This window comes from Pollutimonas subterranea, from assembly GCF_002849655.1.
Classification (GTDB): Bacteria; Pseudomonadota; Gammaproteobacteria; order Burkholderiales; family Burkholderiaceae_B; genus Pollutimonas; species Pollutimonas subterranea.
Window position 1 is genome coordinate 17,076 of the sequence record NZ_PDNW01000007.1, and the last position, 23,681, is coordinate 40,756.

Sequence of the window (23,681 nt, forward strand, 5' to 3'; positions counted from 1 at the left end):
GAAGTCTGACCAAAAGATGCGCGCACTGTGGGGAAAACCCGCATCGCCGATCACCGCCCGCGCACCATGGCCATGACCCGCCCCATATCGAGCGTTGCAGCCTGTTGCTGGATCTGGGGCAGGTATTGCGTTTGCATCTGCTTGGCGGGGCCGAGCAGGTTCTGGAACGTATCCTTAAGCATCACCGTATTCATCACCCGGCCGCCGGCGTAATAGCGTTTGGCGAGCTGCCCCAGGGCGTAGGTGGTGGCGAAGGAGAACGCCATGCCGGTGGCCGCGCTTCCCACCTTGCCGAAGGTCCTGCCCGCTGCCTTGCCGAGCAGGCCGCCCAGCAGCTTGCGGCCGAACTGCTCCAGATATTGCGAGGTGAGGCCGACCCCGGCGGCGGCGATGAATTCCTTGATGTGGCCCTGGTCGAGCTGGACGCCGTGGGCGCTGCCGATGCCGTAGACCATCTTGATCTGCAGCGGGATGATGGCCATCGATGCCCAGGACTGCGGCAGTAGTTCCAGCGCACCGTTCATCAAGGCGTAGTTGAGGATGGACTTGTCGAGTTCCGCCTCGGACACGTTCGGCTGCGCCGCCACCACCGGCCCGGGCGCGGCGGCTACAGCGGCGGCGCCTGCCGCGGCTACGGGGGCCGCGGCCTCGCTGAGCTCGACAATGGCGTCGGCCTCGCGCTCGAAGGCGGCGGTCTGCCCCGCATCGAGCTTCAACAGGGCTTTCAGCTCGTTCAGGAAGCGCTGCTCGGCCTCGCTCTGGCGACCGTCGGCGTCGCACACGCACACCGCCATTTCATAGGCCAGCTGGCGTTCATGCCCTTCAGGGTGCTCGCCGGGGTCTTGCAACGCGGTAACGGCGGCATCCAGGCTGATGCGCTTGAGCAGCACGTCCTGATAGAGGCGGGCGAGATCAGGCGCGCCCGCTTCGCCGCCCAGCGACTCGGCGATGCGGCGGATTTCCTCGCGCTCGCGGTCGTGCTTGGCGCCGTCGGCGAAGGCGGCGTGGAGGGCGATGGCGAGGATGGCTTTCTGCTGTTCGGGGTTCATTGCGGGTTCTTCCATCTGATCTGGAATTCGATTTCTTCCGACTCGCCTTCCCGTTCGTGTTCGATGTTGCAGACCGCCCGCACCGGCACCGAGATTCTTTCGCCCGCGATCTGGATTTCAAAGCGTTCGCCCTGTTCGAGCGCATCGGCCAGGCGCCGCAATTTCGCAATGAACTCCGGCAGGGGGTAGGTTTTTTCCACATCGCGTTCAGGTTTGCTGTTCATGCGTGTCCTTTCAGTGCTTCGGTGAGTTTCAGTCCGGCCAACTCGCGGAGGGAGCGCGCCAGGAAATAGAGCGCGGCCATCATGATCAACATGGAGGGCAGCGCGATCATGGGATAGCTAAACAGGGTGAGCCGCCCCAGCTCTTCGTTGAAGGCGGGGGAGCCGGATGGACTGGTGACGATCCAGGTGGCGAGAAAGTAGTTCATGACGGAGGAAAAAAAGAACGAGCCGGCCAGCATCCAGGTGGCGGCCCGCAGGCGCGTCTTGAAGGCGGCACGCTTGCCGCGTTCGTCCAGGCCGCGCTGAATCCGCTCGACATCCATCAGCGCCGGCGTGAACAGCAGCACCCGCACCAGCGGGTAGCGGCTATGGGCGGAAATGGCCACGGCCAGACCGATCAGGCCGGGAATGGCGGCTTCCTTGATGGCCAGCCACCGCGTGTCCAGTTGCAGCAGGCCGATCCCGCCGGTAAGCAGGATGCTGACCAGACCGAGCACGGCGAACAGGTTGAGCTTGCGCCGGGTAAGCAAATCCCGCGCGCCCCAGGCCAGCGGGAAAGCCAGCGCCAGCAGCAGCGCGTTGACGGCGCCCAGGTCTTCCGGGCCGCTCAGCTTCATCAGGATCAGAGAGGGAATGACGATAGCGATCAGCAGTTCGATCAGTGGGTTGTTTTTCCCGGATGCCGAAGAAGGTGCAGTGGAATGGCACGCCGCCCCCCGGCGCGCCCCGTGCTTGATTTCAGCCACGATTTCGCCACCACTTCTCGAGACCGATCACCGGCAGGATGAGGGCGCCGACAACGATGCTCAAAAGCACGTCGCCAGCGGAGAGGGGCGCGGACGCGAAGATCTCGTGCATGAACGGGGCGTAGACGAACAGCGCCTGCAGCACGAGGATCGCCGCGATCCCGACGAACACGGTCTTGTTGCTGAACACCCCGATCTTCAGCATCGAGTCACGCAGCGAGCGGCAGTTGAGCAGGTAGAAGATCTGGAACATGATCACCGTGGTGACGGCCATCGTTTGCGCCTTGGCGAGCGCTGCGGGTCCGCTGTCTCCCGCGGCTCGGAACTCGTAGAGGAAGAGCCCGAGCGCCCCGGCGGTCATCAGGATCGCCACCACGAAGGTGCGCATGACGACGAACCCGCTCAGCACTGGCGCGGCCGGGTTGCGCGGTGGGCGCCTCATGACGTTGGGCTCTTTCGCCTCGAACGCGAGCGGCAGCGCCAGCGCCACCGCCGCTACCAGATTGATCCATAGCAACTGCGCCGGCGTCATCGGCATCAGCAGCTCGCGCATCGTATGGGCGACGCCGTCGATGACGTGCGTGACATCGGCGAACGGGAAAAAGGCTACCGCCCACATCAGGATCAGCGCCAGCCCGAGGTTGGTCGGCAGCACGAAGGCGAGCGACTTGATGAGGTTGTCGTAGACGCGCCGCCCTTCCTCGACCGCCGCGGCGATGGAAGCGAAGTTGTCGTCGGCGAGCACGATCCCCGCCGCCTCCTTGGAGACGCTGGTCCCGGTGATCCCCATCGCCACGCCGATATTCGCCTGCTTGAGCGCGGGCGCATCGTTGACGCCGTCGCCGGTCATCGCGACCACTTCGTTGCGGCTCTGCAGGGCACGCACCAGGCCGAGCTTGTGCTCCGGCGCGACGCGCGCAAAGACGTTGCACGCGCCCGCCGCATCACGCAGCTGCACTTCGGACATCTGCGCGAGCTGGGCCCCGGCGATCGCCTTGGGTGCTGCGGGATTCTTAGGGAGGATGTTGAGCTGGTCCGCGATCGCCTGCGCCGTGCCCTGGTGGTCGCCGGTGATCATCTTCACGGTAATCCCGGCCTGATGGCAGAGCGCGATCGCCGCGATTGCCTCGGGACGCGGCGGGTCGATCATGCCCTGGAGCCCGAGGAAGGTGAACCCGCTTTGCGTGTCGTGCATCTCGATGCCAGTCTGCCCGCGCGCGGGCTGGGCGGCGAACGCCAGCACCCGCATCCCCTTGGCGGCCAGCTTTTCGACCTCGCGTAGCACCGCCTCCATATCGAGCACACGGCCGCCCGGCGTCGTGGCGCAACGCTTTAGCACGGCCTCCGGCGCACCCTTGAGCAGGATGCGTCCGCCGTCCTGCGCGTGGAGTGTGGCCATGAACTGGTTCTCGGACTCGAACGGAATCGTATCCAGGCGCTTGTGTTGCGCCCGCGCTTTCTCCACGTCCAGCGCGACCTTTTCCGCGGCGACAACGAGCGCGCCCTCCGTCGGATCGCCATGGATCTTCCACTGCCCCTCCTCGTTCGCGAGCGAGGCGTCGTTGCACAGCACCCCGGCGAGCAGCAGATCAGTCAGGTCCGCAGGCGCCGTCTTGACGAGCGTTCCCTCGCGCTGCAGTTGCCCCTTGGGCGCGTAGCCGACGCCCGACACGGCAAAGGCGCCGGAGGCGGGCGTCCAGAGCTCCTGCACGGTCATCTCGTTGCGGGTAAGGGTCCCGGTCTTGTCAGAGCAGATGACGGTGGTCGAGCCGAGGGTCTCGACGGCGGGGAGCTTGCGCACCACGGCACGGCGCGTCGCCATGCGCTGCACGCCGATCGCCAGCGCGATGGTCACGATCGCCGGCAGCCCCTCGGGGATGGCGCCCACCGCCAGCGCGATGGCGAAGATGACCGTCTCGCGCAGGGCCGGAAGCCACTCGACCCCGGTCTCGGCCATGGTTCGCCAGGTCCCGAGCAAGAGGATTCCGATCGCGATGACAACGATCGCGATGGTGATGTACCAGCCGATTTTGGCCAGCGCCTTGGTGAGCGGAGTCTGCAGATCGGTCGTTTCCCTCAGCATGGTGGAGATGCGGCCGAGCTCGGTCCTGGCGCCGGTCTCGACCACCACCGCGGTCCCCGTCCCGTAGGTGACCAGCGTGCCGCCAAAGACCATGCAGGTTCGGTCGCCGATGCCCGCCTCGGATGCCACCGGGGCGAGCCGTTTCTCCGTCGGCACCGACTCGCCGGTGAGCGCCGCCTCCTCGATCTGCAGGTTGCGCAACTGGATCAGGCGCATGTCCGCGGGCACCTTGTCTCCGCTGGCGAGCAGGACCATGTCGCCGGGGACGAGATCCGCTGCCGGGAGGGTGAGTTTGCGGCCCTCGCGCAAGGCGGAAACATTCTCCGGCACCATGCGGCTGAGCGCCTCGATCGCCTTGCCGGCCTTGAACTCCTGCACGAAGCCGATGATCGTGTTGAGCACCACCACCGCCAGGATCACCAGCCCGTTCTTGACCCCGCCGGTGGGGTCGACAGCCATCGCCACCAGCGCCGACACGATCAGCACCCAGATCAAGGGGTTGTTGACCTGCCGCCAGATCAGGTCGAGGGCGGTGTCCCCTTTGCCCCGGGGGATCACATTGGACCCGTAGGTCTTCAGACGCTGCACGGCTTCCGCGTTGGTGAGGCCATCCGGACGCGTCTCCATACGCGCGACCGTCTCGTCCACGCCCAGTGCGTGCCACGGCTGCCGATCCGGCATGCCCGCAGCGCCGCTGGAACCACCATTCATAGCAGACGCGTTGCTCGTGATGGCTTGTTGCGCCGTTGCTTTCATGCTCAGCTTGTGCACGCGTTCTTCTTGGTTGCCAGGGAGTCGACTCATGGCAATCATTCGGCGGCTGCAAAGAACAACGATGCCAAGCCCGTGCCGACGCCGGCTGGAATGCCGTAGCGTTCCAGCGGGGACACCGGGTCTCCTGCCACAACCTTGACCGGGACGGTCGTCAGCTCAATCACCTTGTTGATCGTCGAGTTCTCGACCATCCGGATCAGCGAGCTCTTGCGTGCGGCACCCACCACGATATGGTCGCAGTGGAGGCGGCGCGCCGCGTCGGTAATGACGTATGCCTTTTCCCCAAGTTCCATGTGCGCTTCATAGGGCACCCCGAACCTGTCTAGCATCTGTCTGCTTGGCAGCAGCGCCAACTCGGCCTGATCGCGATGGAAATCGTGGCGATCTCTTCTGCTCACGAATCGTGAAACGTATTGGGAAAATGGCGTCTGAACATTCAATAGATGAATTTCCAACGCCGCGTTCTTCCTGAATTCATTGACGACGTGCAGCACCGCATGGAGCGAGTTGCTTGAGCCGTCGACCGGAACGAGTATTTTCAACATGGCGCGGGTTCCTTTCCAATGGCCAGCTATAGTCGGGAAATCAGATCGAACGGCAGTAGGACTCAGACCACCACCGCGCCCAGCAACAGGCGGGCTGCAAGCCGCGTGCGCATTCATTGCGCTGCCTTGAGCGCCGCGATGCGTTTGGTCAGCGGCGGGTGGGTCATGAACAGGCGCTTGAGACCCGACGCACCTCCGCCGGCGATGCCGAAGGCCGTCATCTTGTCGGGCAGGGACGCAGGCTGCAGCGCACTGAGCCGCTCCAACGCTGCAATCATGGCGCCGCGCCCGGCCAGTGACGCGCCGCCCGCGTCGGCGCGGAACTCCCGTTGGCGCGAGAACCACATGACGATGAGGGAGGCCAGGATGCCCAGCACCAAGTCGGCGATGATGACCGTCACCCAGAATGCCGGGCCGTGCCCGTTCTCGCTCTTGAAGATTATCCGGTCCACCGTGTGGCCGATCACCCGCGAGAGGAACAGCACGAAGGTGTTCACCACGCCCTGGATCAGCGCCAGCGTCACCATGTCGCCATTGGCGGCGTGCGCGACTTCATGGCCCAGCACGGCTTCTGCCTCCTCGCGCGTCATCTGCTGCAAGAGGCCGGTGGAGACGGCGATCAGCGCCTTGTTCCTGCTCATCCCGGTGGCGAAGGCGTTGACGTCGGGCGCGTCGTAAATGCCTACCTCGGGCATGCCTATGCCCGCCTGCCGCGCGTACTTGCGAACCGTATCTACCAGCCAGGCTTCGGTCGTATTCGATGGCGCCTTGATCACCCGCACGCCCATCATCTTCTTGGCCATCCACTTGGAGACGGCCAGCGAGATGAGCGATCCGCCGAAGCCCATCACCGCGGCGAAGATCAGCAGCGCCGTCAAGTTCAGTCCCTGTTCGTTCAGCCATGGCTCCACCCCCAGCAGGCGCATGCTGACCGAGAGCACCAGCAAAATGGCCAGGTTGGTGGCGAGAAACAGGACGATGCGCTTCATGCTCGGCTCCCTGGCATCATTGCCGTGAGGAATGTTGCAAACGAACTTCGATCAAACCGCCCGGGCGGCGCATCAGCGCGAACTCGATGGACTCCTGACTATGTCGAAACCGGTGCCTTTCCTCCTCTGGCATGGCGGAAATCACCTCCTGGACGAACCCGGCGTCGGCGAAGCCCCGGACATAGTGCGCCAGCGCCGCGTCGAAACCCGCGCGGCCGGCGTAACGCACTTCGGTCGTCTCGCCATCGCGCGCGTAATGACTGCGCACCAGGCCTGGGAAGCGCGGGACCGGGCCGAGGTCGGTGCCGCTGACATCGCGCGCGGGCGGCGCTTCGCCGAGGCCCGGCAGCCACCGGTCCGCCTGCTCCTGAATGCCCGGCAGCCAGCGCTCCGCCTGCTCTTTGAGACCGGGCGCTGCCTGTTCAACCGTTGCCGCCGCCTCGTCGGCCAAACGCTTGCCGGTCTCCGTCGCCACCGGCGCCTGCGCCCACAGCCAGGACAACAGCGCGATGCCGGCCCAGACGAGCAGGCCGACGATGGCGAAGGCGAGCCCGCCCAGGATCAGCCAGGTGCGCGCCCGAATATTTCCCAGCCACGATGCGGCCTGCGCCAAGTTTCTTTTTGCCATCAGAACTTCTCCGGCCGCAGCACCGCGACGTCGGACACGAACAGGATCATGGCGTAGTTCTCGTAGTAGCGGGCCTGCAGATGTGCGGCGATGGCCTCGGCGGTCGCCGCATCGCATACGACCTCGATGCGGATGTTGCTGCTCGCATCCCACGCGGAGCTGCGCACGCCCCGGCTGCCCTTGCCGCGGGCGTCGGTAATGGTGTAGCCCCGGACTCCCAGGCGTTCGAGGTCCTTGATCAAGACGCTCTCCAGGGCGGCCTCGGTGATGATGGTCAGCAGTTTGCGCATCGAACTGTTCATGAACCTAGCCTCCGGTCAGGGCGAATGCTTGCGTCGCCATGGCGTGATAGAGCGGAATGCCGACCAGGACGTTGAACGGGAAAGTGACGCCCAAGGAAGCGGCCAGCGACAGCGTCGGGTTGGCCTCCGGCACCGAAATGCGCATGGCGGCGGGCACGGCGATGTAGGACGCACTCGCTGCCAGGATGGCCAGCATGGCCGTGCCCCCCAGCGACAGCCCGAGTCCGTAACCCAGCGCGATGCCCACCACGGAGGAGAACAGCGGCATGCCGATGCCGAACAGCACGAGGAACAGGCCGTGCCGCCGCAGGCTGCCGAACTGGGCGGCCGTGATCAGCCCCATTTCCAGGAGGAACAGGGCAAGGATTCCCTTGAACAGATCGAAGAACAGCGGCTTGACGGAAGTCAGTCCCTCCGGGCCGGCGGCCCAGCCGATCAGCAGCCCGCCGACGAGCAGCACGATGCCCTTGCCCAGAAACACCTCATGCGCGACCGTGCCGATCCGCATGTCACGGGAGAACCCGCGGGCCAGCAGGATCCCCACCAGGATGGCCGGGATCTCCAGCACGGCGAGCAGGAACGGCATGTGCGACTCGAACTCGATCTGCCGGCTGGCGAAATAGGTGGTGGCGACGGCATAGGTGCCGACGCTCACCGAGCCATAGTGGGCGGCAACGGATGCCGCGTCCGCACGGGGGAAACGCCCCATGAACCGCAGCACCGGAAAGGCGACCAGCGGCAACAGTACGCCCATCGCCATGACCGCGAGGGCTTGCAGCGCGAGGTCACCGAAGGGTTGCCTGGCGAGTTCGATGCCGCCCTTGAGGCCGATGGCGAGCAGCAGCAGCATGCTCACCAGTTCATAGACGGCCGCGGGCAGTCGCAGCTCCGAGCGCAGCAGGCCAGCGGCCAAGCCGAGCAGGAAGAACAGCAGGACGGGGTCGAGGGTGCTCAAGATGGCGTTCCTTCATCGTGCGGCTGCGCCGATGGCAGGACCAGGCTGCCGCCGGCGTCCTGGTAGATCGGCGGCAGCACGAGTTCCGGGTAGCGTGCTTCGAGCACCTGCAGCTCCGCGCTCACGCTGGAGTCGGGCGCATTGCCTGCGAAGACCGGGATGAAGCGTGCGGCGAGCGTGGTCGCGTCTTCATGGCCGAAGCAGTCCAACAGCGCCGCCACCAGGTCGACGCGGGAGACGGCGCTTGCCGCCGTCTCGAGCCAGCACAGCATCCAGATCCCGTTGATCCCTGTTGTCTCCAGGATACGGACGGTTCGCCGCGCGCCGGCCGCATCCGGCAGAACCAGCGCGCACGGCAAGTTCGCCACGCCTTCTTCGTCGATCCAGATGCCTTGCACGGTTTCAACGTCGCTGGCGGGCAACCGGCGGCGCAGAATCGACAGGTAAGCGGCCAGATCTTCGCTGGCGCGCTCCAGATCCCCATCGCTGCGCACGAGCAAGAAGGCGCTTCTGGACTCGGTCGGCATGTCTTCATCCCCTGCGTAGGTGGCGGGCACTGGACGCTTCTCACCACGAGCGCCTGAGGCGCGAAAGGCCGTGCAGGACCCGTCCTGTTGTTACCCGGAAGGTAACCTGGTGAATTTTGACGGTCTGGATGATTCATGTAAAGTCGAATATAATTCACAGACACTTCGTAAAAAGTTGCGAATAGCAGATAATGAATCTCAAACACCTGCGCTACTTCTGGGCGGTGGCCCACGCCGGGAGTGTGGCGGCGGCGTCCAATAAGTTGCATCTGACGCCGCAAACCGTCAGCGCCCAAATCAAGCTGCTCGAGGACGACCTCGGAACGGCCTTGTTCAAGCCTGCCGGACGCGGACTCGAACTCACCGAGGCGGGGCGCGTTGCGCTGTCCTACGCCGACGAGATCTTCGCGCTGGGTCACGAGATGGTCTCCTCGCTGCGGGCGAACGCAATCCCGGAGCAGACGATGGCTACGTTTCGCGTCGGTATTTCCGATGCGATCCCCAAGTCGCTGACACACCGGTTGCTGGCTTCGCTGAAGAGGGTGGAGAAGCCGATACGGCTGGTGTGCCACGAGGGCACGATCGACTGGTTGCTCGGGGAATTGGCACTGCACCGGCTGGAGATGGTGCTGGCCGATCGCCCGATGCCGGCAGGGTTGGCGGTCCGCGGCCACAGCCGCAAGCTGGGTGAAAGTGCCGTCGCCTTTTTTGCCGCGCCCGAGCTGGCGCGGCGCGGCGCGGCTTTTCCAGCCTGTCTGAACGGGGCGCCACTGCTGCTGCCCGGTCAGAACGCGGCGGTACGGGGCGAGATCGACCTCTGGCTGGGCGAGTCACGCCTGTACCCACGGGTCATCGGGGAGTTCGATGACAGCGCCCTGATGAAGGTCTTTGCACAGGCGGGTGAAGGCTATTTCCCCGCGCCCGCGATCCTCTCGGACGAGATCTGCGCGCGCTACGGCGTCAGCGAGGTGGGGCGGCTGGAGGAGGTGCGCGAGGCATTCTGGCTGATCAGCACGGAACGGCGCATCCAGCATCCGGAGGTTCGCGCCGTCCTGGAAGCCGCCCGCGGCGCGGTCTTCGTTCCGCAGGGCGACGGCCAAATGGCGCGGTAAATGCGGGAGTCCTGATCATGTTGCAACTTACTTCCCACCCGGACGATCTGTCCACCGCCGTGAACCTGCTGCGGGCGGGGGAACTCGTGGCGCTGCCTTTCGAGACCGTTTATGGGTTGGCCGCCGATGCGACCAACCCCGATGCCTTGCGCGCGATCTTTCGCGCCAAAGGCCGCCCGGCCGATCACCCGCTGATCGTGCATCTCGCCGCCACCGAGCAACTGTCGGACTGGGTCACCGAGGTACCGGAGGTGGTCTGGCGGCTGGCTTCGGCCTTTTGGCCAGGTCCGCTCACCCTGGTGCTGCCTGCCGCGCGAACGGTTTCGCCGCTGGTGACCGGCGGCCAAACGACCGTCGCGCTACGCGTGCCGGCACATCCGGTACCGCAGGCCGTCTTGCGACAGTTCGGTCGGGGCCTGGCCGCGCCATCCGCGAATCCTTTTGGTCAAATCAGTCCGACCACGGCGGCGCATGTGCGGCGACACCTGGCCGGAAAGATCGCGGCGGTGGTCGATGGCGGCCCCTGCCTGGTCGGCATCGAGTCGACCATCGTCGATCTCAGTCGTGAACATCCGCGCATTCTGCGTCCCGGCGCCATCACCACCGATATGCTCGCGCGCCACCTGTTTCTTGCGGGCACCGTTGCTGCGGCAGCGCCTCGCGTGCCAGGCGCCCTGGCCTCGCATTACGCGCCGCGCACGCCGTGCTACCGGATCCCGGCCGGGCTGGCCCCGGCCGGGCTGGCCGAGGCGCCGTTTCCAGGCCGGCGTACCGGGCTGCTTGCGCAGCGCCCCGCAAATTGGCCGGTGGCGAAGTTCTGGCCGATGCCCTCGCAGTCCGAAGACTATGCGCGCGCGCTTTACGCGGCTTTGCACGAGGCCGATGCCACCAGTTGCGAGGTCTTGCTGATTGCGCTGCCGCCGGACGAACCGGCATGGGCGGCCATACACGACCGCTTGCGCCGTGCGACCCGATCTCTTTAGCGGACGGTGGCAGCGCAGCTTGGCGGAACGCCGCCTCAATGCGTGCGGGAGCGAGCAGTTCACGAGGGCACGCAACTAAAGCAGGGGCGCGCGGACGCCTGAACGCAGCGACGCAAATCGCGGCTTCGCTGATGTCCACGCCATAGACTCGCCCGTAGAGCGTCGAGCGAATCACCTCCCTCGTGGACGGCTGACCTTGCGAGCGAAGATGAACGAAGCGCCACAACGCTTCGGCCTGGAAGACACCGGAGCAGCACGTCAAATCCAGCACCGCTCCCGTCCAGATAGGCCATCCATGACCTCATCGAGGATCAGCGAGACGACGACGGACAGTCGCGTGTAGTGCACGCCGTTTTGCAACGCTTCTGTGCGCTTTCCATCTGTCCACGGCTCAGCGTGCGCGAACTGCTCGTAGATCGAGCTGATGAGCTCGATCGGAATCACCTCGAACTGGTAGGGGAAGAAGCTGAGCTGCCCGCTTTCAGGATCGACAGCCGCCAGGAACTCCGCAACCCGCGTCAAGTGGTGAGCGGCCGGTGTCGTTTTCACCAAAGAAGGCGGAAACATATCGCCGTTGAGGGTCTGGGCCAGCCATGCGAACAGCTTGCTGGTCGCTGGCCGGTCGCGCAGTCCCGCCGGCAACGCCGTGCGGCCGCATACCCGCTTCAACCGCGTCGCACTAACGATCTGGCGGTCTGGCCCAGCGAGCACACTCCTATCACCCGTCGGTCTTAGGCGGAGTCTCGTTAGAAAATTTGCTATTTTCTTCCACGTATGGGCGTGCTTCTCAACAGGGATAGGCCGGTTCAGCCGCCTATCCCACAAGCTTTCCAAGCATCCGAAAATTGTGACCATCAGAGCGCATCGCGAACGTGGCAACCGGAGCCTTCCAGAGCAGTTCTTGTGGAGATGGGCAAGAGGCACAGGCGCCCCCGGAAGGGGCGCCTGCGGACTACAACAAGCCGGCTTCGGCGAACGAGTACGGACTGCCCTTGCCGACGATGAAGTGATCCAGCACCCGGACATCGACGGTGGCCAGGGCGCTCTTCAGCCGCTCGGTGATCGCACGATCAGCGGCCGATGGCTCGGTGTTTCCCGAGGGGTGCTGATGCGCCAGGATCAGCGCCGAGGCGTTGAGCGTCAGCGCACGCTGGACAACCACCCTCGGATAAACCGAAGTCTGGTCGACCGTGCCCTTGAACAGCGGCTCAAAGGCGAGCACCTGGTGCTGGCTGTCGAGAAACACGACGGCGAAGATTTCGTTCGGCTCCGCGACCAGTTTCAGGCGCAGGTAGTCGCGCACGACGGCGGGACTGCCCAGCGCTGGACCGGCCTTGAACACGCGGTTCTCCAGCAGGGAGATGGCCTGCCGGATGATCCAGTCTTCGTGCTGGGCGGCGATCAGGGTGAGCGACTCCGGGCGGGAGTCGGCGATGACAAAAGACATGACGAACCTCCAATGGATGAGATCGGAGGGCGCCTGCCCCTGGAGGGCAAACCCTCCTGGGGACGATGGGGATGAAACAGGTGACGAGCGGGCATCCACCACCGCGGACGCAGTGGCTGTTCGCGTCAAGGGATGCGATGCGAACGGGTTTCGATCAACGCGGACAAGCCGCGCCGTAGCCTTGAAGATCGATGGCTACCTGGGCATGTCACCGGCAACGCCGGCGGGCATGTCTGGGGAGTGGGCGGGTTCGGCTACGGTCGTGTTGCCGGCGGCGAGCAGGTCGATGGCCGACAGCAAAGCATCGCCTTCGACGGGGCCGTGCAGCAGAATGGACTTGCCGGACTCGCGATCGCGCAGTTGCAAGGCCGGCGTGGCCGCGATGCCCTGCTGCGCTGCTTCCACCGCCTGGGCGCGGATCACGGCATCGGGGCGATCGCTGTCGAGACAACCCAGCATGGTTGGCGTGAGGTCGGGATAGCGCAGGCCCTCCGGCAGGCCCTGGCCGTCGCCACGGGTGTTCGAGTAGAGCCACGCCACCGCCTGCCAGAACGCGGCATGCCCGCCCACCTCGCCCGCGCACTCGGCCAGGCGTGCCCCGGCGGTCGCGGCAGGCTCGTGCATGGACAGCGGCAGGTGATGCCACTGCCAGTTCACCTCGCGGTGGGCGTCGATCCAGCGCTGCAGCGTCGGGAAGTACGCCCGGCAGTACGGGCACTCCAGGTCGGCGTAACCGACCACCGTGAAGCGGGCATCGCTGCGGCCGTACAGCCACGGCGGCCCGGCCGGCTTCGGTGGCTCGGGCACGGTCGTGATCGGATGCATGAACTCCGGGGTCGCATCGGGCGTGCGCAGGAGTAGCCACCCGGCGGCGGCCACCGCCGCGACCAGCAGCGCGATCAGGGTATGGCGTCGAGTGAACGAAGGCAGGCGCATGCTGTTCCTCCTTCAGGCCAATGCATCCAGCGCCAGCGGCTCGATGCCGCGGGCGCGGTCGATCTTCTCGGCCACGCGGAAGGCGGCATCCAGCTCGCTGATGCCGTGCTGCTGCATCAACTGGAAGCGTTCGGCCTTCTCCTCGGGCTCGGTCATCGCCATCGCCAGGTAGAGACTGGGCGGCACGGCGCGGAACAGCACTTCCATGCTCTTGGAGAGGATGACGCCCTCCGAGAAGGCGCCGGCCTGCTTGCGCGCGGACAGCATCAGCGCCTTCTGCGAAGCGTTGAGTTCGCGGAAGCGCGCGACCTTCTCCACCTCATCCGGCGGCATCGACAGGCAGATCCACCACTCGATCATGTTGAGCATGGGCTCGGCCGCCTTGGGCAAGTCGTCGAGGTTTTGCGTGGCCAGCCAGAACCAGGCGCCGAGCTTGCGCCACATCTTGGTGATCTTGACGATGTACGGCGAGAGCAGCGGGTTCTTGGTGATGATGTGGCCTTCGTCCGTCACGTTGACGATGGGCCGGCCCAGGTACTGGTCCCGCTCGGCGATGTTGTTCACCGTGTTGATGAGCGAGATGTAGGCAATGGAGAGCTGCGCGTTGTAGCCCTCGCGGGCGAAGGTGGCGAGATCCACGATCGTGATGTCAGCCTCGGGCCACGGCGTTCCCGGACGGTCGAACATCTCACCGTCCACGCCCTGGCAGAACATATCCATCGCGTCCGCCATCTCCTGCAGCCGCGCCCGCCGCGCCTCCGGCAGCGTGGCATCGCGGCTGCGCTCGCGCAGCGCGTCGCGCACGTCGCGCGTAAGCACCGTGCGTTGCTCGGCCACGCAACGCCGCGCCGCATCGAGGATGCACTGGCGGATCAGGCTGCGGTCGGCGCGCGTCATGCGCGCTTCCTCACGCTCTTCACCGCCCGTGATCATCAGCCGCGCCGTGATCTCCAACTCGCCGAGCACGTCGCGCTGCTCGTCGCCTTCCATCGCCGCGGCAGTTTCGGCGCGGTCCTCGTCGAGCGCGTCGGCGTCGAGCGTCTGCACCTGGCCCGGCGTATCGACCAGGCGCCATGCATCGGCAAACGGGGCCAGGCTGACGCCCGAGCCTGGTGCGAGCTTCACGCGGTTGACTCCGAGCCCAAGGCGCGCGGCGAAGTCGCCGAACAGCCCGAACGAGTTGCCCGCCTCGACGATGAACAGCCGCGGCCGGTAGATGGCGGTGACCTGGTTGAGCAGGTTGTTGAGGGTCGCGGATTTGCCCGAACCCGTGGGACCGAACAAGAACAGATGCGCATTCATCTGCCGGTCGAGCCGGTTCAGTGGGTCGAAGCTGATCGTGCCGCCGCCGCGGTTGAAGAAGGTGATGCCGGGGTGGCCTGTGCCCTGGCTGCGGCCCCAGACCGGCGCCAGGTTCGCGGCGTGCTGCGCGAACATGAGCTGCGTGTACCACCCGCGCTTGTCGGCGGCCGGGTCGTAAACGCAGGGCAGCCAGCGCAGGTAGCTGTTCAGTGGCGCCACCTCGTCTTCCTCGCGCACCGGCTGCAGGCCCGCGTTGAGCATCACGTTGACGAGTTGCAGGCCGCGCGCGTCGAGCTGGGCCTGATCTCGACCACGCAGGTAGAACGCCAGCGCGCCGCGGTAGAGCTTGTGCGCGCTGCCTATCAGGCCGCGGGCCTGCTGCACATCCGCGCGCGTCTGTTCGGAGGCCAGGGTTTCGCCGACGGCCTTCTTGGCGAGGTGATTGAGATGGCTTTCCAGCACGTCCTGCGGTGTCGCCACCACGGTCAGGCACATCACCGTGTCTTCCGGCATCTGGTCGAACAGCGCGTTCATGGCGTCGCCGCCCTTGCGCGTCTCGCCCGTCAGGTGTCCGGTCGCCGGCGGCGTGCGCAGGCGATCCATCACGATGACGCGATGCGGGAGCCCATCGAAGAACCACAGGCCCTGCTCGACATCCGAGCGCGGCGGGCCGAAGAACAGCCGCTGCGCGAAGTCGGTGCCGCTGGAGAGTTCGACTTCGCCCTCCTCGGGCTCGTCGGGGTAGCGGGTCAGCGCATAGAAGCGCTCGCGGTCTTCGGCGTTCGGGCCGAGCAGGGTCGGATGTGGATTGAACCAGCGCAGCAGCCAGGCGTGGATGTCCGCCGCGCCGAGGCGCCGGGCCTTCACCCCGGCATTCGCCAGCCCGCCCACCAGGCGGTCGCAGATCGTGGTCAGCGCCTGCTCGGGCGACTGGCCGCGCCGCGTGGCCGCGGCCGTGGGCGTGCGGCGGTAGACCACCATGCGCACGCGCCGCACCTGGCCGCGCCACGGCAGACGGGTGACGGTGGTGTCCTCGAACAACCCGCCCGGCTTGGCGATGGCGCGCAGGTGGTGGGCAAAGAAGCGCAGGTAGAACTCGCTGAACGCGCTGCCCTGCGCACGCGGCTGCACGTAGCCCGCCAAGTTGCTCAGGTAGTGGTTCCAATCGGCTTCGTCCTGGGCGTAGAGCTGCACCACCCAGGGGTTCTCATCGAGTTCGTCGAAGGAGTCCTGCAGGGCGTTCTCCAGCGCATCGCGGGCCTGCCACAGCCAGGCCAGCTCGCGGCCTTCAGTGCCCACCGGCAGCAGCTCGAAGAACGCGGCCACCGACTGCCCGTCTTCGAGCAGCATGATCTTCGAGCCCGGCAGGTACTCGACCCACGGCAGCATGTCCGCGAACGACGGCGCGACGGTGTAGAGCGCGTCGTGGTCGGCCTGGGTCGCGGGCCGGCGCTGGCCGGCGAGCGCGCCGCCGGGCTCGGGTATGCCCTGTGCGGCCAGCGTCGACAAATGCCGTTCCCAGGCGTCGGCTGCACGAGCCCCTGCGGCGGGCGACGGGGCCGCCTTCCGCGGCCATGGCAGCGACCAGGCCATCAATAGTCCTCCACCCGCTCGCCGGGCATTGCGTACTGCACGCGCTGGTACAACGGGAACACCGTGCTGTAGCCAGGCACCGGCACCGGGTCGGTGCCGGTCAGATGCGGGTACACGTACATCACCAGGTCGGGATTCGGCAGGCGATGAAACTGCCGGTAGATTTCGTTGCCCGCGGTGCGCGTGTAGCGCTCCTGCACGGCGGGCGCGGCCTGCACGTCGGCTTCGGTCAACGGCCGACGCAGGCTCTGGCGTGCGTCGAGCAGTTGCCGTGCGATGGGGCCGCTGCCTTCGCCGCCGCCGGTCTCCTGCTGCCAGATGTCGAGCATGGTGTTGTGGCCGTGGGGCAGCAACTTCTCCTTGCTGGTCGCGCAGCCGCCGAGCAAGGCAGCCGCCAGCAACACGGCGGCCGCGTCAATCCAGGTCCGAGGCATGGGCTTCTCCGATGCGGTGGCTCACCCGACGCCCCTGGGCGTCGTGGTCGATGTGGAGCGGCTGCTCCAGATGTACGGCGACCCTGGCGCCGGGCTGCACGTAGACGGCCGCGAAGGCCTGGCCATACAACTTGTTGACCCAATCGGCCATGTCGCGCACGCCACCGGCCAGGATGCGGCCCATCGCTTCGTTGCCGCCGATGCCGACCGTGCCGAGCGAGCCGTTGCCGTTGGCGACCACGGCGACGCTGCCGTTGTCGGATTTGATGAGCGAGGCCGCGCCCGCGCCGGCCGCGGTGATCAGCGCCTGGCTGCCGAGGTACTGCTGCGCGTTGCTGCGCCGCTCGCCGCTGACGCAGGGAATGCCATAGGGATCGCTGATCCAGCCGAGGCCGCCTTGCGTGGCACTCGTCGTGCTGTTGGCGCTGGCTTGCCCGCCGCGCTGGTCCCGGTTGCCGTCCTCGGGCACGGTGCGGATGGTGCCGTCGTGGAACACGAAAGTGACCGAACGGATTTGCCCGCGCACGCACGAAAGCGTCCAGTCCCCAGAGGCCGTGCCGCTGACCACGGCGCCGGCCACGTCGGGGATGTCGATGCCGTTTGCCGTCAGGTTGTCCGGGCCGATCAGCACCTTGAAGGGGTACGGGTCATTGACCGTGCCGTCGATGGGCACGCGGCCGATCAGCGCCGTCATCGCCACCGAACCCATCAGCGTTGCATTGCGCGGCACCGTGTAGAACGGCGTCGTGGTAGCACCCACGGCGCCGACCACCGCACGCCCGCCGGCGTCGGCGACGGACTCCACGGCGGCCGACAGGGTTTTCTGCGCCGGGCCGAAGCTCAGCGGAAAGCTCGGTTCCTTGCTGCTGTTGCGGGCATCGGTCTTGGCATCGCCTGGTTCGACCCAGTGTGTGCCGTTGCCTGCGCCGCTGCCGTCATCGTTGCCGAAGCGCTTGCCGTCGCCTTCTTCCAGACCCAGCCCGACGGGCAGGTCGATCTGGCCGCCTTTGCCTGAGAGGCCATCGAGCCGCTGCTGCAGATCCTGCAGCAACCCCTGCGTCTGCTGCTTCTCGCTCGCCACCTGCTCGCGTTCCTGCTGCAAGCGGCTGCGTTCGCTTTCGAGCGCGGTCTGGATGCGCTGGTCGATCGCGCTCTCGCGGGTGCGCAGGCGCTCGTTCTCGGTCTTCTGCTGCCGGTTGTCGCCCAGCGCGGTCTGCAGCTCGGTGCGCAACTGTTTCACCTGCGCGACCAGCGTGGCCACCGTGTCGCGCGGCGTGTCGCCCTCGATGCCCAGGGCCTTCATCTCCTCGGGCGTGAGCGGGTTGGCCGTGCCCGACAGCGCGGGCCGCTGGCCGGCGGGGCCGGAGAACAGCTTGATGCCGACGAACACCAGCAGCAGGATCACGGGGATCAGCAGCCACTTGAGCAGCGGGTTACTTTTCATAGGACGCTCCTCCTGCCGTGCCGGCGGCACCGGACGGCGGCAGATTCACGCTGGCGTCGATGGGGCTCAGCCTGGGCAGCAGCGCCTCGGCCAGACCGCGGCCGCGCGTGACCAGGTAGACCACGGTGGTGTCGGACGCGTGGCCGGCCGGCCCCAGGTTCGGGTGCTGGAAGGTGGCCGCCACGAAATTGCCCTGCAGCGCACGCGGATCGAGGTCCAGCCAGCGCGCCGCCGTGTTGGTGAGCCGCACCGCCGTCACCCACTGGTCTTCGAGCCGCCAGGCGGCCAAGGCCCGCGCCTGCACCGGCAGCGTCGGCAGCAGGGTGTCCAGCGGGAGGTCGCGGCGCAGGTTCACGCGGCCGATCCCGGCGACCGGCTCGACGGTACGCAACGGCGCGTACAGGTTCTGCGCGGCGTAACGTGTCAAAACGACCGGGACGGGTGTTTCGCGCTTGCGCACTGGCCGATCCGGCGCGGCGGCTTCCGTGGCGCTGGCCGTCTCGCCGCCGTAGCGCGTGGCGGGCGACTGCTGCGCGTCCACGATGCGCACTGGCTCCAGCAGGGGCTGTCCGTCCTGCGCTGATTCGGCAGCGATGTCGAGCAGAATCAGCGCGCCGGATTCCACGTCCTGCAACTGCAGTCGCGTCGGCGGCAGCGGCTCGCTCGCCCGCAGGTAAATCGCACCGCCGGCGCTCTGCACCCGCAGGTGCGCGGCCGCGCTGTCCGGTACGCCGACACGCACGTTGCGGTCGATGAAGATCACGCGCTCCTGGCCGACCACCAGCGGCACCGCCAGCGGCAGGCGTTCCCAGCGCAGGATTTCTACAGCCTGAGCCGGCGCGAGCGCGAGCCACAGCAAGACGCCGGCAAAGGCCGACAGGGCATGGCGTTTCATGGGGAGTCTCCCTGCGAGTGGCCGGATGCGGCGCCGGGCGTCGGCGACGTCTCGATGCGCTGAGGCGCGCTGGCATGGCAGTCCAGCGCCAGGCCGAAGGGGTTGCGCTCGGGATCGACGTCCATGCGCACAACCTTCAGGGCGTAGCGCACCAGGGCACGCTTGACCTGCTCGGAGCCGTGGTACTCGTCGGCGCTCACGTCCAGCGTGACGATCCAGTCGCGGTCGGAGACCGCCTTGACGCGCGTGCTGGGGCTGTCGCCATAGCCGCGGCCGGGAATCTCGTAGATGCCGCGCACGCGCTGCCGCAGCTCGCCGCTTGCGCGACGGTACTCGTAGTCCTGTTGCAGGAAGGCCCGGCAGCTCGGCGTCAGGTAGGCCGACAGCGCGTGCAGGTTGCGCGGGTAGTCGGTCTCGCCGTTGGTGGGCCAGCGCTGCACCTGCTGCCAGATGTAGAAGCTGAACGCGTACACGCTCTCGGGCGGCACGTCCCACCACTTGCGCACGCTGCCCGAGCGCAGGTCGGGGGGCACGTGGATGGTCAGATCGCGCGGCGCGCTCCACCAGCCGAAGCCGAGCAGCAGCGCCACCACAAACAGCGCCGCGCCGCCCAGGCGCAGCGTCTTCACGTGTGCCTGCAGGTGCGCGACCTCATTCTTGAAACGGCTCATGCCGCACCTCGGTGGGCCGTGCGCCGTGTGCTCCACCAGCCCGTGCGGATGATCAGACGGCACCCGCCCAGGTGAGCGGCGAGCACTGGATAGCGCAAGGTCAGGCGACACGGCGACGAACACTATCACCAAGATGGGCAATGACATTGCCGACACCGTGATTACGCCTCGGCTGCGCGACAGATTTCAGGAAGAGATCGTCAGGCTTGCGGCCTCGAAGGTTCGCGTCGAAATCGTGCGCTCCGGCGGCAAGTACGGCTCACCGCAGTATCAGGTGCGCCTCTTCGCAAAGCCGGATGCCAAGGTCCACGAAATCCTGAGCGAAGGGGAAAAGACCTGCGTGGCGCTGGCCGCCTTCATGACCGAGCTTGCCACCGCGATGCACCGCTCTGCTCTGGTCTTCGATGACCCGGTGTCCTCGTTGGACCATCGCTGGCGTGGGCAGGTGGCCAAGCGTCTCGTGGAAGAAGCGGAGAACCGTCAGGTCATCGTCTTCACGCATGATCTGGTGTTCGTGAACGATCTGAATGACCACGCGACGAAGACCGGGCGGGCAGTGCGGCTCACGACGCTCAGTCGTGGCGCCGCGGGAGCCGGTATGGTAGCCGACGGCCTGCCCTGGAAGGCCCAGAGCGTCGAAGATCGCATCGACAAGCTGGAGAAGGCTGCACGTGCGGCAAAGCTGCTGCATGACAACAACCAGGAAGACGAGTACGCGGTCGAGGTGGCAAAGCTCTACAACTCGCTGCGCGCCACATGGGAGCGCGGCCTGGAGGACATCGCTTTCGTCCGCGTTATTCAACGCCATAGGGACTACATCAACGCCAGGGACCTGAAGAAGGTCAGTGCGCTCACCGAGGCTGACTGCGATGCTTTTGCCGCCGGATTCAAGAAGTGCTGCGACATTGTTGACGCACACGATCCATCCAGCGGTAGGAATGCCGTGCCGCCACCACCTGCTGATCTTTTTCAGGACATCCAGGCTTTGAAGAACTGGGCCGCGTCTCTGCGAGACAGGCAGAAGAAGATTGCTTGAGATGTATTCGTTCACGCCGATGCTGGAGTACTTGACGAAGCAGAGAACCGAAACTGTGGCATCGTTCATCTGATCTGGCGCAGGGCTGCAGCTACAGATATTTCTTGAACGTCGCCGCCGCAATGCACACCGCCACGCCGAGCAATGCGGCGCTGGGCAGCAGGATCAGCAGCGGGTTCACGCTGACCGGCAGTGCGAGGTAAGTCACCCACGGCAGCACGGCCAGCGGGATCAGGCTGGCCCTGGCGCGGTGATAGATGAACCCCGATTCGCGGCCCGCGCCGAAGCGGCGCACATCCCGGCGCACCAGGCCGTCCACCAGCCCGACGAAGGCGGCCATCAGGAACAGCGGCAGGGTCAGGCAAAGCACCAGCAGCCGCACGAGGAAGACCAGCGTCGTGTAGGCCGCCGCGATCAGGTAGCTCTCCACGTTCACGTAGACCAGGCCGATGTAGTAGCGGAAATCCTTGGTCGGGCGATGGCTGCCGGCGCTGGCCTGCGCCGAGGCGTCGTGTATCCAGTCCAGCAGGCCGCTTTTCACGAACAGCCAGTCGTAGCCCTCCTCGACCAGCCGGTGCGCGGTGCGCCCCGGCTCCTGCACCAGCGCGCTGCGCGTGAAATGCGTGGAGAGCTGATCCAGCTCGTAGTGCAGCATGCCCTGGGCGTGACGCCAGCCCTGATCGGGCCAGAAGAAGTGCATGCCGACGCATTCGATCAGGATGCACAGCAGCAGCGCGCCGCACAGCACGCCGAAGAAGCGGAACGGCAACGTGACCAGGCCGGCGATCAGCCCCTGCTGTCGTTGCTGCTGGCGCTGTGCCGCGACGGCCGGGTCGCTCATGCTTCCACTCCGTCAGCGGCGGTCGCCATCTGTTTGAAGTCGTCCAGCAGGTCGGCGGGCAATGCGCCGTCCTGCAGGCCCTGCATGCCTTGGTTCTCCCACCAGTCGCCGGCCTCGACGTAGTGCTGGCGCATGTAGCCGGCCAACTGCTGCAGATCCTGGGGCATGGCCTCGTCGGGGTCGGGGGCCGGCAAGGGCATGCGCACCTTCCAGAGCGTGCCGCCCTCGATCAGCGCGAAGCACTGCCCCTTGGGCAAGGCCACCACATGTGCGGGCTCGATCAGCGGCACGCTGGTCGTGCTGATGCGGTCCTGGGTGCTGGACGTGAAGGCGGTGTTGCCGAGCGGATCGGAGCTGTCGGTGGCGCCGCTCATGATCGCGGTGGCATGGACATCGACCTTGGGCAGTTGCCGCGTCAGCAGTTCCGCGGTGGCGGTCTCTCTTACCCTCAACATGAAGAGGTTGTTGAAGTTGCCGATCACCTGGCCGGCTTTGGCGCGGTTGCCGATGCGCGCCTCGATGTCCGAGAGCGTTTGCGTGTAGGCCGTCACCTGCACGCCCGCGCCGCCGCCCTTATTGACCATCGGGATGAACTCGTCGCCCATGAGTTCGTTGAACTCGTCGGCATGGACGTTGATGGGCACCTTCACGCCAGTCGCCGATCCGGGCAGGCCGTCGTCGATGCCGAACTTGTAGATGTGCCCCGCGACGGAAACGAGGTCGGAGAACATGGAGTTGCCCACCGCTGCGGCCACTTCGGCATCGGACAACGCATCCAGCCCCACGTAGACCACCGCGCGTTTGCGGATGATTTGCATCCAGTCGAAGATCGGCCGCGGGTCGGACAGGTCCGAATAGTTCGGTGCGAGCAGTTGCGCGATCTTGCCGGTGGTCAGCTTCTCCAGCAGCGGCAGCAGCGAGGCGACGATCTTGTCGAAGTAGGTCCGGTCGTAACGCACGGCGCTGCGCAGGCCATCGAGCACCGGGTCGTAGACGCGCACCTGCGACAGGTACTGCTCCAGCGCCACGACGCGCTTCTCGCGCCCGATCATGTTGCGCGGGATGTTCTTGTCGTTGAGCCTGGCTTCGAGCTGGACGATGACCTCCCAGGCCTTCGGCTCGTTCTTGGCGAAGTAGTGCTGGGCGTACTCGATGAACAGCGCGTCGATGTTGATGACGTGGCGCTGGATCAGCAGGTAGTCGGGCCGCTGCCCCAGCTCCACCAGGGCGCGGGCTATGATGTTGACGAAGCGCCAGGCGAACTCGCGGAATGCGGCGCTGTTGCCTTCGCCGGAGAGCTGGCCCGCGATGCGGGTGGCGACCTCGGAGATGCGCCCGAAGCGGCCCACCGCGTTGTAGCGCGCGCTGATGTCCGGCCAGCCCAGGTGGAAGACGTAGAACTCGCCTTCGCGCCCCGCGCGCTTGGCCTCCACGTACATGCGTTTCAAGAGGTCGGCATCGCCCTTGGGGTCGAAAACGATCACCACCTCGTACTCGCCTGCCGCATTGCGGCGGCGGATGTCCTGCGTGATGAACAGCTCGGCCAGCCGCGTCTTGCCCACGCGCGTGGTGCCGAGCACAAGCGAGTGGCCCACGCGCTCGCCCAGCGGCAGCGTCACGTCGGTCTCGTGGGGTTCGATGCCGTGCAGCCGTGGCTGTCCGCCCACCGGCGGCAGCGGCCGGGCCGGATTGAAAGGGCTGTCCCAGGCCAGGACCCGCGCAAGCTTCGATAGTGGAAACGGCGCGAATTCCAGCCGCTCCTCCATCCGCCGCGCCGCGCGGTAGATCGCGGTCGGCTCCACGAATCGGCGGAACTCCGGCCGGTAGGTCTGCATCAGCCGGTGCGTGTGCCGCTGCTCCCACTTGAAACCCCGGCCGATGAACAGCCGTTGCTGGCTCACCGGCACGTCGCGGCTGATCATCACGTAGCGCGGCAGGCGGCGGATGTTGCGCCGGTAGCGCAGAATCGCCCAGGCGTCATTAAGGCGGATGGCGCCGAAGGTCAGGAAAGCCAGCGCCGCGCCCAGGCCGAGCAGCGGATTCAGCGCGAGCGACCACGGTGCCACCAGGCACAGAATCGCGGCGCCGGTGCAGACCGCCACGGTGTAAAGCTCCACCGCTGGCCGCAGCAGAACCTCGACCGCATGCGGCTGGGCCATTTGCGC

Annotated in this window: 23 protein-coding genes; 3 read left to right on the plus strand and 20 right to left on the minus strand. The window is 66.4% G+C overall.

What is annotated here, in order from left to right; translation table 11 throughout:
* Positions 1-50: 50 nt before the first annotated feature.
* The 10 genes from CR159_RS09770 to CR159_RS09815 all read right to left on the minus strand — a co-directional run bounded on the left by CR159_RS09770 (position 51) and on the right by CR159_RS09815 (position 8,822).
* Positions 51-1,049 (minus strand): YcjF family protein, encoded by a 999-nt coding sequence (locus CR159_RS09770; RefSeq protein WP_033470479.1) that lies wholly within the window; start codon positions 1,047-1,049, stop codon positions 51-53.
* A complete protein-coding gene (locus CR159_RS09775; protein WP_042928639.1) occupies positions 1,046-1,273 on the minus strand; it encodes an amphi-Trp domain-containing protein in 228 nt (75 codons plus the stop codon). Before CR159_RS09775 ends, CR159_RS09770 begins: the two co-directional genes overlap by 4 nt.
* Complete coding sequence (locus CR159_RS09780) at positions 1,270-2,019, minus strand: VC0807 family protein (RefSeq protein WP_207949512.1); 750 nt, start codon at positions 2,017-2,019, stop codon at positions 1,270-1,272. The genes CR159_RS09775 and CR159_RS09780 overlap by 4 nt, the downstream gene beginning before the upstream one ends.
* Positions 2,012-4,915: a cation-translocating P-type ATPase gene (locus tag CR159_RS09785; protein ID WP_199173282.1), complete on the minus strand. Its 2,904-nt coding sequence runs from the start codon at positions 4,913-4,915 to the stop codon at positions 2,012-2,014. Before CR159_RS09785 ends, CR159_RS09780 begins: the two co-directional genes overlap by 8 nt.
* Positions 4,912-5,421: a universal stress protein gene (locus CR159_RS09790; protein ID WP_102073821.1), complete on the minus strand. Its 510-nt coding sequence runs from the start codon at positions 5,419-5,421 to the stop codon at positions 4,912-4,914. The genes CR159_RS09785 and CR159_RS09790 overlap by 4 nt, the downstream gene beginning before the upstream one ends.
* 113 nt (positions 5,422-5,534) lie before the next feature.
* Positions 5,535-6,410 (minus strand): protease HtpX, encoded by an 876-nt coding sequence (gene htpX / locus CR159_RS09795; RefSeq protein WP_042928641.1) that lies wholly within the window; start codon positions 6,408-6,410, stop codon positions 5,535-5,537.
* 16 nt (positions 6,411-6,426) lie between these two features.
* Positions 6,427-7,038, minus strand: a complete 612-nt coding sequence (locus tag CR159_RS09800) for a hypothetical protein (RefSeq protein ID WP_048512751.1) — start codon at positions 7,036-7,038, stop codon at positions 6,427-6,429.
* Positions 7,038-7,340 (minus strand): P-II family nitrogen regulator, encoded by a 303-nt coding sequence (locus CR159_RS09805; RefSeq protein ID WP_042928643.1) that lies wholly within the window; start codon positions 7,338-7,340, stop codon positions 7,038-7,040. Before CR159_RS09805 ends, CR159_RS09800 begins: the two co-directional genes overlap by 1 nt.
* Before the next feature lie 4 nt (positions 7,341-7,344).
* Entirely contained in the window at positions 7,345-8,295 is a 951-nt protein-coding gene (locus CR159_RS09810) for a sodium-dependent bicarbonate transport family permease (protein ID WP_042928645.1), read from the minus strand.
* Positions 8,292-8,822, minus strand: a complete 531-nt coding sequence (locus CR159_RS09815; RefSeq protein WP_042928646.1) for a hypothetical protein — start codon at positions 8,820-8,822, stop codon at positions 8,292-8,294. Before CR159_RS09815 ends, CR159_RS09810 begins: the two co-directional genes overlap by 4 nt.
* A 191-nt stretch (positions 8,823-9,013) precedes the next feature.
* Between CR159_RS09815 and nhaR the strand changes: the two genes are divergently transcribed.
* Positions 9,014-9,934, plus strand: a complete 921-nt coding sequence (nhaR, locus tag CR159_RS09820; RefSeq protein WP_050485079.1) for a transcriptional activator NhaR — start codon at positions 9,014-9,016, stop codon at positions 9,932-9,934.
* Positions 9,935-9,954: 20 nt separating this feature from the next.
* On the plus strand, positions 9,955-10,917 hold the full coding sequence (locus CR159_RS09825) for an L-threonylcarbamoyladenylate synthase (RefSeq protein WP_439650519.1): 963 nt from the start codon (positions 9,955-9,957) through the stop codon (positions 10,915-10,917).
* Between the two features lie 258 nt (positions 10,918-11,175).
* Here the strand turns inward: CR159_RS09825 and CR159_RS09830 are convergent, their stop codons facing one another.
* The 8 genes from CR159_RS09830 to CR159_RS09865 form a co-directional block, all read right to left on the minus strand.
* On the minus strand, positions 11,176-11,628 hold the full coding sequence (locus CR159_RS09830) for a hypothetical protein (RefSeq protein ID WP_033470501.1): 453 nt from the start codon (positions 11,626-11,628) through the stop codon (positions 11,176-11,178).
* A gap of 241 nt (positions 11,629-11,869) precedes the next feature.
* Complete coding sequence (radC, locus tag CR159_RS09835; protein ID WP_086077263.1) at positions 11,870-12,364, minus strand: RadC family protein; 495 nt, start codon at positions 12,362-12,364, stop codon at positions 11,870-11,872.
* Positions 12,365-12,559: 195 nt separating this feature from the next.
* A complete protein-coding gene (locus CR159_RS09840) occupies positions 12,560-13,300 on the minus strand; it encodes a DsbA family protein (RefSeq protein ID WP_086077264.1) in 741 nt (246 codons plus the stop codon).
* 12 nt (positions 13,301-13,312) lie between these two features.
* A complete protein-coding gene (locus tag CR159_RS09845; protein WP_086077265.1) occupies positions 13,313-16,195 on the minus strand; it encodes a conjugative transfer ATPase in 2,883 nt (960 codons plus the stop codon).
* Positions 16,195-16,629 (minus strand): TIGR03751 family conjugal transfer lipoprotein, encoded by a 435-nt coding sequence (locus CR159_RS09850; RefSeq protein ID WP_086077266.1) that lies wholly within the window; start codon positions 16,627-16,629, stop codon positions 16,195-16,197. Before CR159_RS09850 ends, CR159_RS09845 begins: the two co-directional genes overlap by 1 nt.
* Positions 16,610-18,073 (minus strand): TIGR03752 family integrating conjugative element protein, encoded by a 1,464-nt coding sequence (locus tag CR159_RS09855; RefSeq protein WP_086077267.1) that lies wholly within the window; start codon positions 18,071-18,073, stop codon positions 16,610-16,612. Before CR159_RS09855 ends, CR159_RS09850 begins: the two co-directional genes overlap by 20 nt.
* Complete coding sequence (locus CR159_RS09860; RefSeq protein ID WP_086077268.1) at positions 18,063-18,968, minus strand: TIGR03749 family integrating conjugative element protein; 906 nt, start codon at positions 18,966-18,968, stop codon at positions 18,063-18,065. Before CR159_RS09860 ends, CR159_RS09855 begins: the two co-directional genes overlap by 11 nt.
* Positions 18,965-19,639 (minus strand): PFL_4703 family integrating conjugative element protein, encoded by a 675-nt coding sequence (locus CR159_RS09865; protein WP_086077269.1) that lies wholly within the window; start codon positions 19,637-19,639, stop codon positions 18,965-18,967. Before CR159_RS09865 ends, CR159_RS09860 begins: the two co-directional genes overlap by 4 nt.
* A 133-nt stretch (positions 19,640-19,772) precedes the next feature.
* Between CR159_RS09865 and CR159_RS09875 the strand changes: the two genes are divergently transcribed.
* Positions 19,773-20,675 carry an AAA family ATPase gene (locus CR159_RS09875; protein WP_233208245.1) on the plus strand — a complete coding sequence of 301 codons (903 nt, stop codon included), beginning with the start codon at positions 19,773-19,775 and terminating at the stop codon, positions 20,673-20,675.
* Between the two features lie 91 nt (positions 20,676-20,766).
* Here CR159_RS09875 and CR159_RS09880 read toward each other — a convergent pair whose 3' ends face one another.
* Both CR159_RS09880 and traD read right to left on the minus strand, forming a co-directional pair.
* Positions 20,767-21,516, minus strand: a complete 750-nt coding sequence (locus CR159_RS09880; protein WP_086077278.1) for a TIGR03747 family integrating conjugative element membrane protein — start codon at positions 21,514-21,516, stop codon at positions 20,767-20,769.
* The gene (gene traD / locus CR159_RS09885) at positions 21,513-23,675 is read right to left on the minus strand and encodes a type IV conjugative transfer system coupling protein TraD (RefSeq protein WP_086077279.1); all 2,163 of its coding nucleotides are present in this window, start codon (positions 23,673-23,675) and stop codon (positions 21,513-21,515) included. Before traD ends, CR159_RS09880 begins: the two co-directional genes overlap by 4 nt.
* Positions 23,676-23,681 lie beyond the last annotated feature (6 nt).

Excerpts from the sequence above, each read along its gene's own strand:
- radC (WP_086077263.1), bottom strand. The coding sequence starts at position 12,364 with ATGTCTTTTGTCATCGCCGACTCCCGCCCGGAGTCGCTCACCCTGATC.
- CR159_RS09865 (WP_086077269.1), bottom strand. The coding sequence starts at position 19,639 with ATGAGCCGTTTCAAGAATGAGGTCGCGCACCTGCAGGCACACGTGAAG.
- traD (WP_086077279.1), bottom strand. The coding sequence starts at position 23,675 with ATGGCCCAGCCGCATGCGGTCGAGGTTCTGCTGCGGCCAGCGGTGGAG.
- CR159_RS09800 (WP_048512751.1), bottom strand. The coding sequence starts at position 7,038 with ATGGCAAAAAGAAACTTGGCGCAGGCCGCATCGTGGCTGGGAAATATT.
- CR159_RS09845 (WP_086077265.1), bottom strand. The coding sequence starts at position 16,195 with ATGGCCTGGTCGCTGCCATGGCCGCGGAAGGCGGCCCCGTCGCCCGCC.
- CR159_RS09840 (WP_086077264.1), bottom strand. The coding sequence starts at position 13,300 with ATGCGCCTGCCTTCGTTCACTCGACGCCATACCCTGATCGCGCTGCTG.
- nhaR (WP_050485079.1), top strand. The coding sequence starts at position 9,014 with ATGAATCTCAAACACCTGCGCTACTTCTGGGCGGTGGCCCACGCCGGG.
- htpX (WP_042928641.1), bottom strand. The coding sequence starts at position 6,410 with ATGAAGCGCATCGTCCTGTTTCTCGCCACCAACCTGGCCATTTTGCTG.
- CR159_RS09775 (WP_042928639.1), bottom strand. The coding sequence starts at position 1,273 with ATGAACAGCAAACCTGAACGCGATGTGGAAAAAACCTACCCCCTGCCG.
- CR159_RS09805 (WP_042928643.1), bottom strand. The coding sequence starts at position 7,340 with ATGAACAGTTCGATGCGCAAACTGCTGACCATCATCACCGAGGCCGCC.
- CR159_RS09875 (WP_233208245.1), top strand. The coding sequence starts at position 19,773 with ATGGGCAATGACATTGCCGACACCGTGATTACGCCTCGGCTGCGCGAC.
- CR159_RS09785 (WP_199173282.1), bottom strand. The coding sequence starts at position 4,915 with ATGATTGCCATGAGTCGACTCCCTGGCAACCAAGAAGAACGCGTGCAC.
- CR159_RS09850 (WP_086077266.1), bottom strand. The coding sequence starts at position 16,629 with ATGCCTCGGACCTGGATTGACGCGGCCGCCGTGTTGCTGGCGGCTGCC.
- CR159_RS09860 (WP_086077268.1), bottom strand. The coding sequence starts at position 18,968 with ATGAAACGCCATGCCCTGTCGGCCTTTGCCGGCGTCTTGCTGTGGCTC.
- CR159_RS09770 (WP_033470479.1), bottom strand. The coding sequence starts at position 1,049 with ATGAACCCCGAACAGCAGAAAGCCATCCTCGCCATCGCCCTCCACGCC.
- CR159_RS09855 (WP_086077267.1), bottom strand. The coding sequence starts at position 18,073 with ATGAAAAGTAACCCGCTGCTCAAGTGGCTGCTGATCCCCGTGATCCTG.
- CR159_RS09880 (WP_086077278.1), bottom strand. The coding sequence starts at position 21,516 with ATGAGCGACCCGGCCGTCGCGGCACAGCGCCAGCAGCAACGACAGCAG.
- CR159_RS09790 (WP_102073821.1), bottom strand. The coding sequence starts at position 5,421 with ATGTTGAAAATACTCGTTCCGGTCGACGGCTCAAGCAACTCGCTCCAT.
- CR159_RS09815 (WP_042928646.1), bottom strand. The coding sequence starts at position 8,822 with ATGCCGACCGAGTCCAGAAGCGCCTTCTTGCTCGTGCGCAGCGATGGG.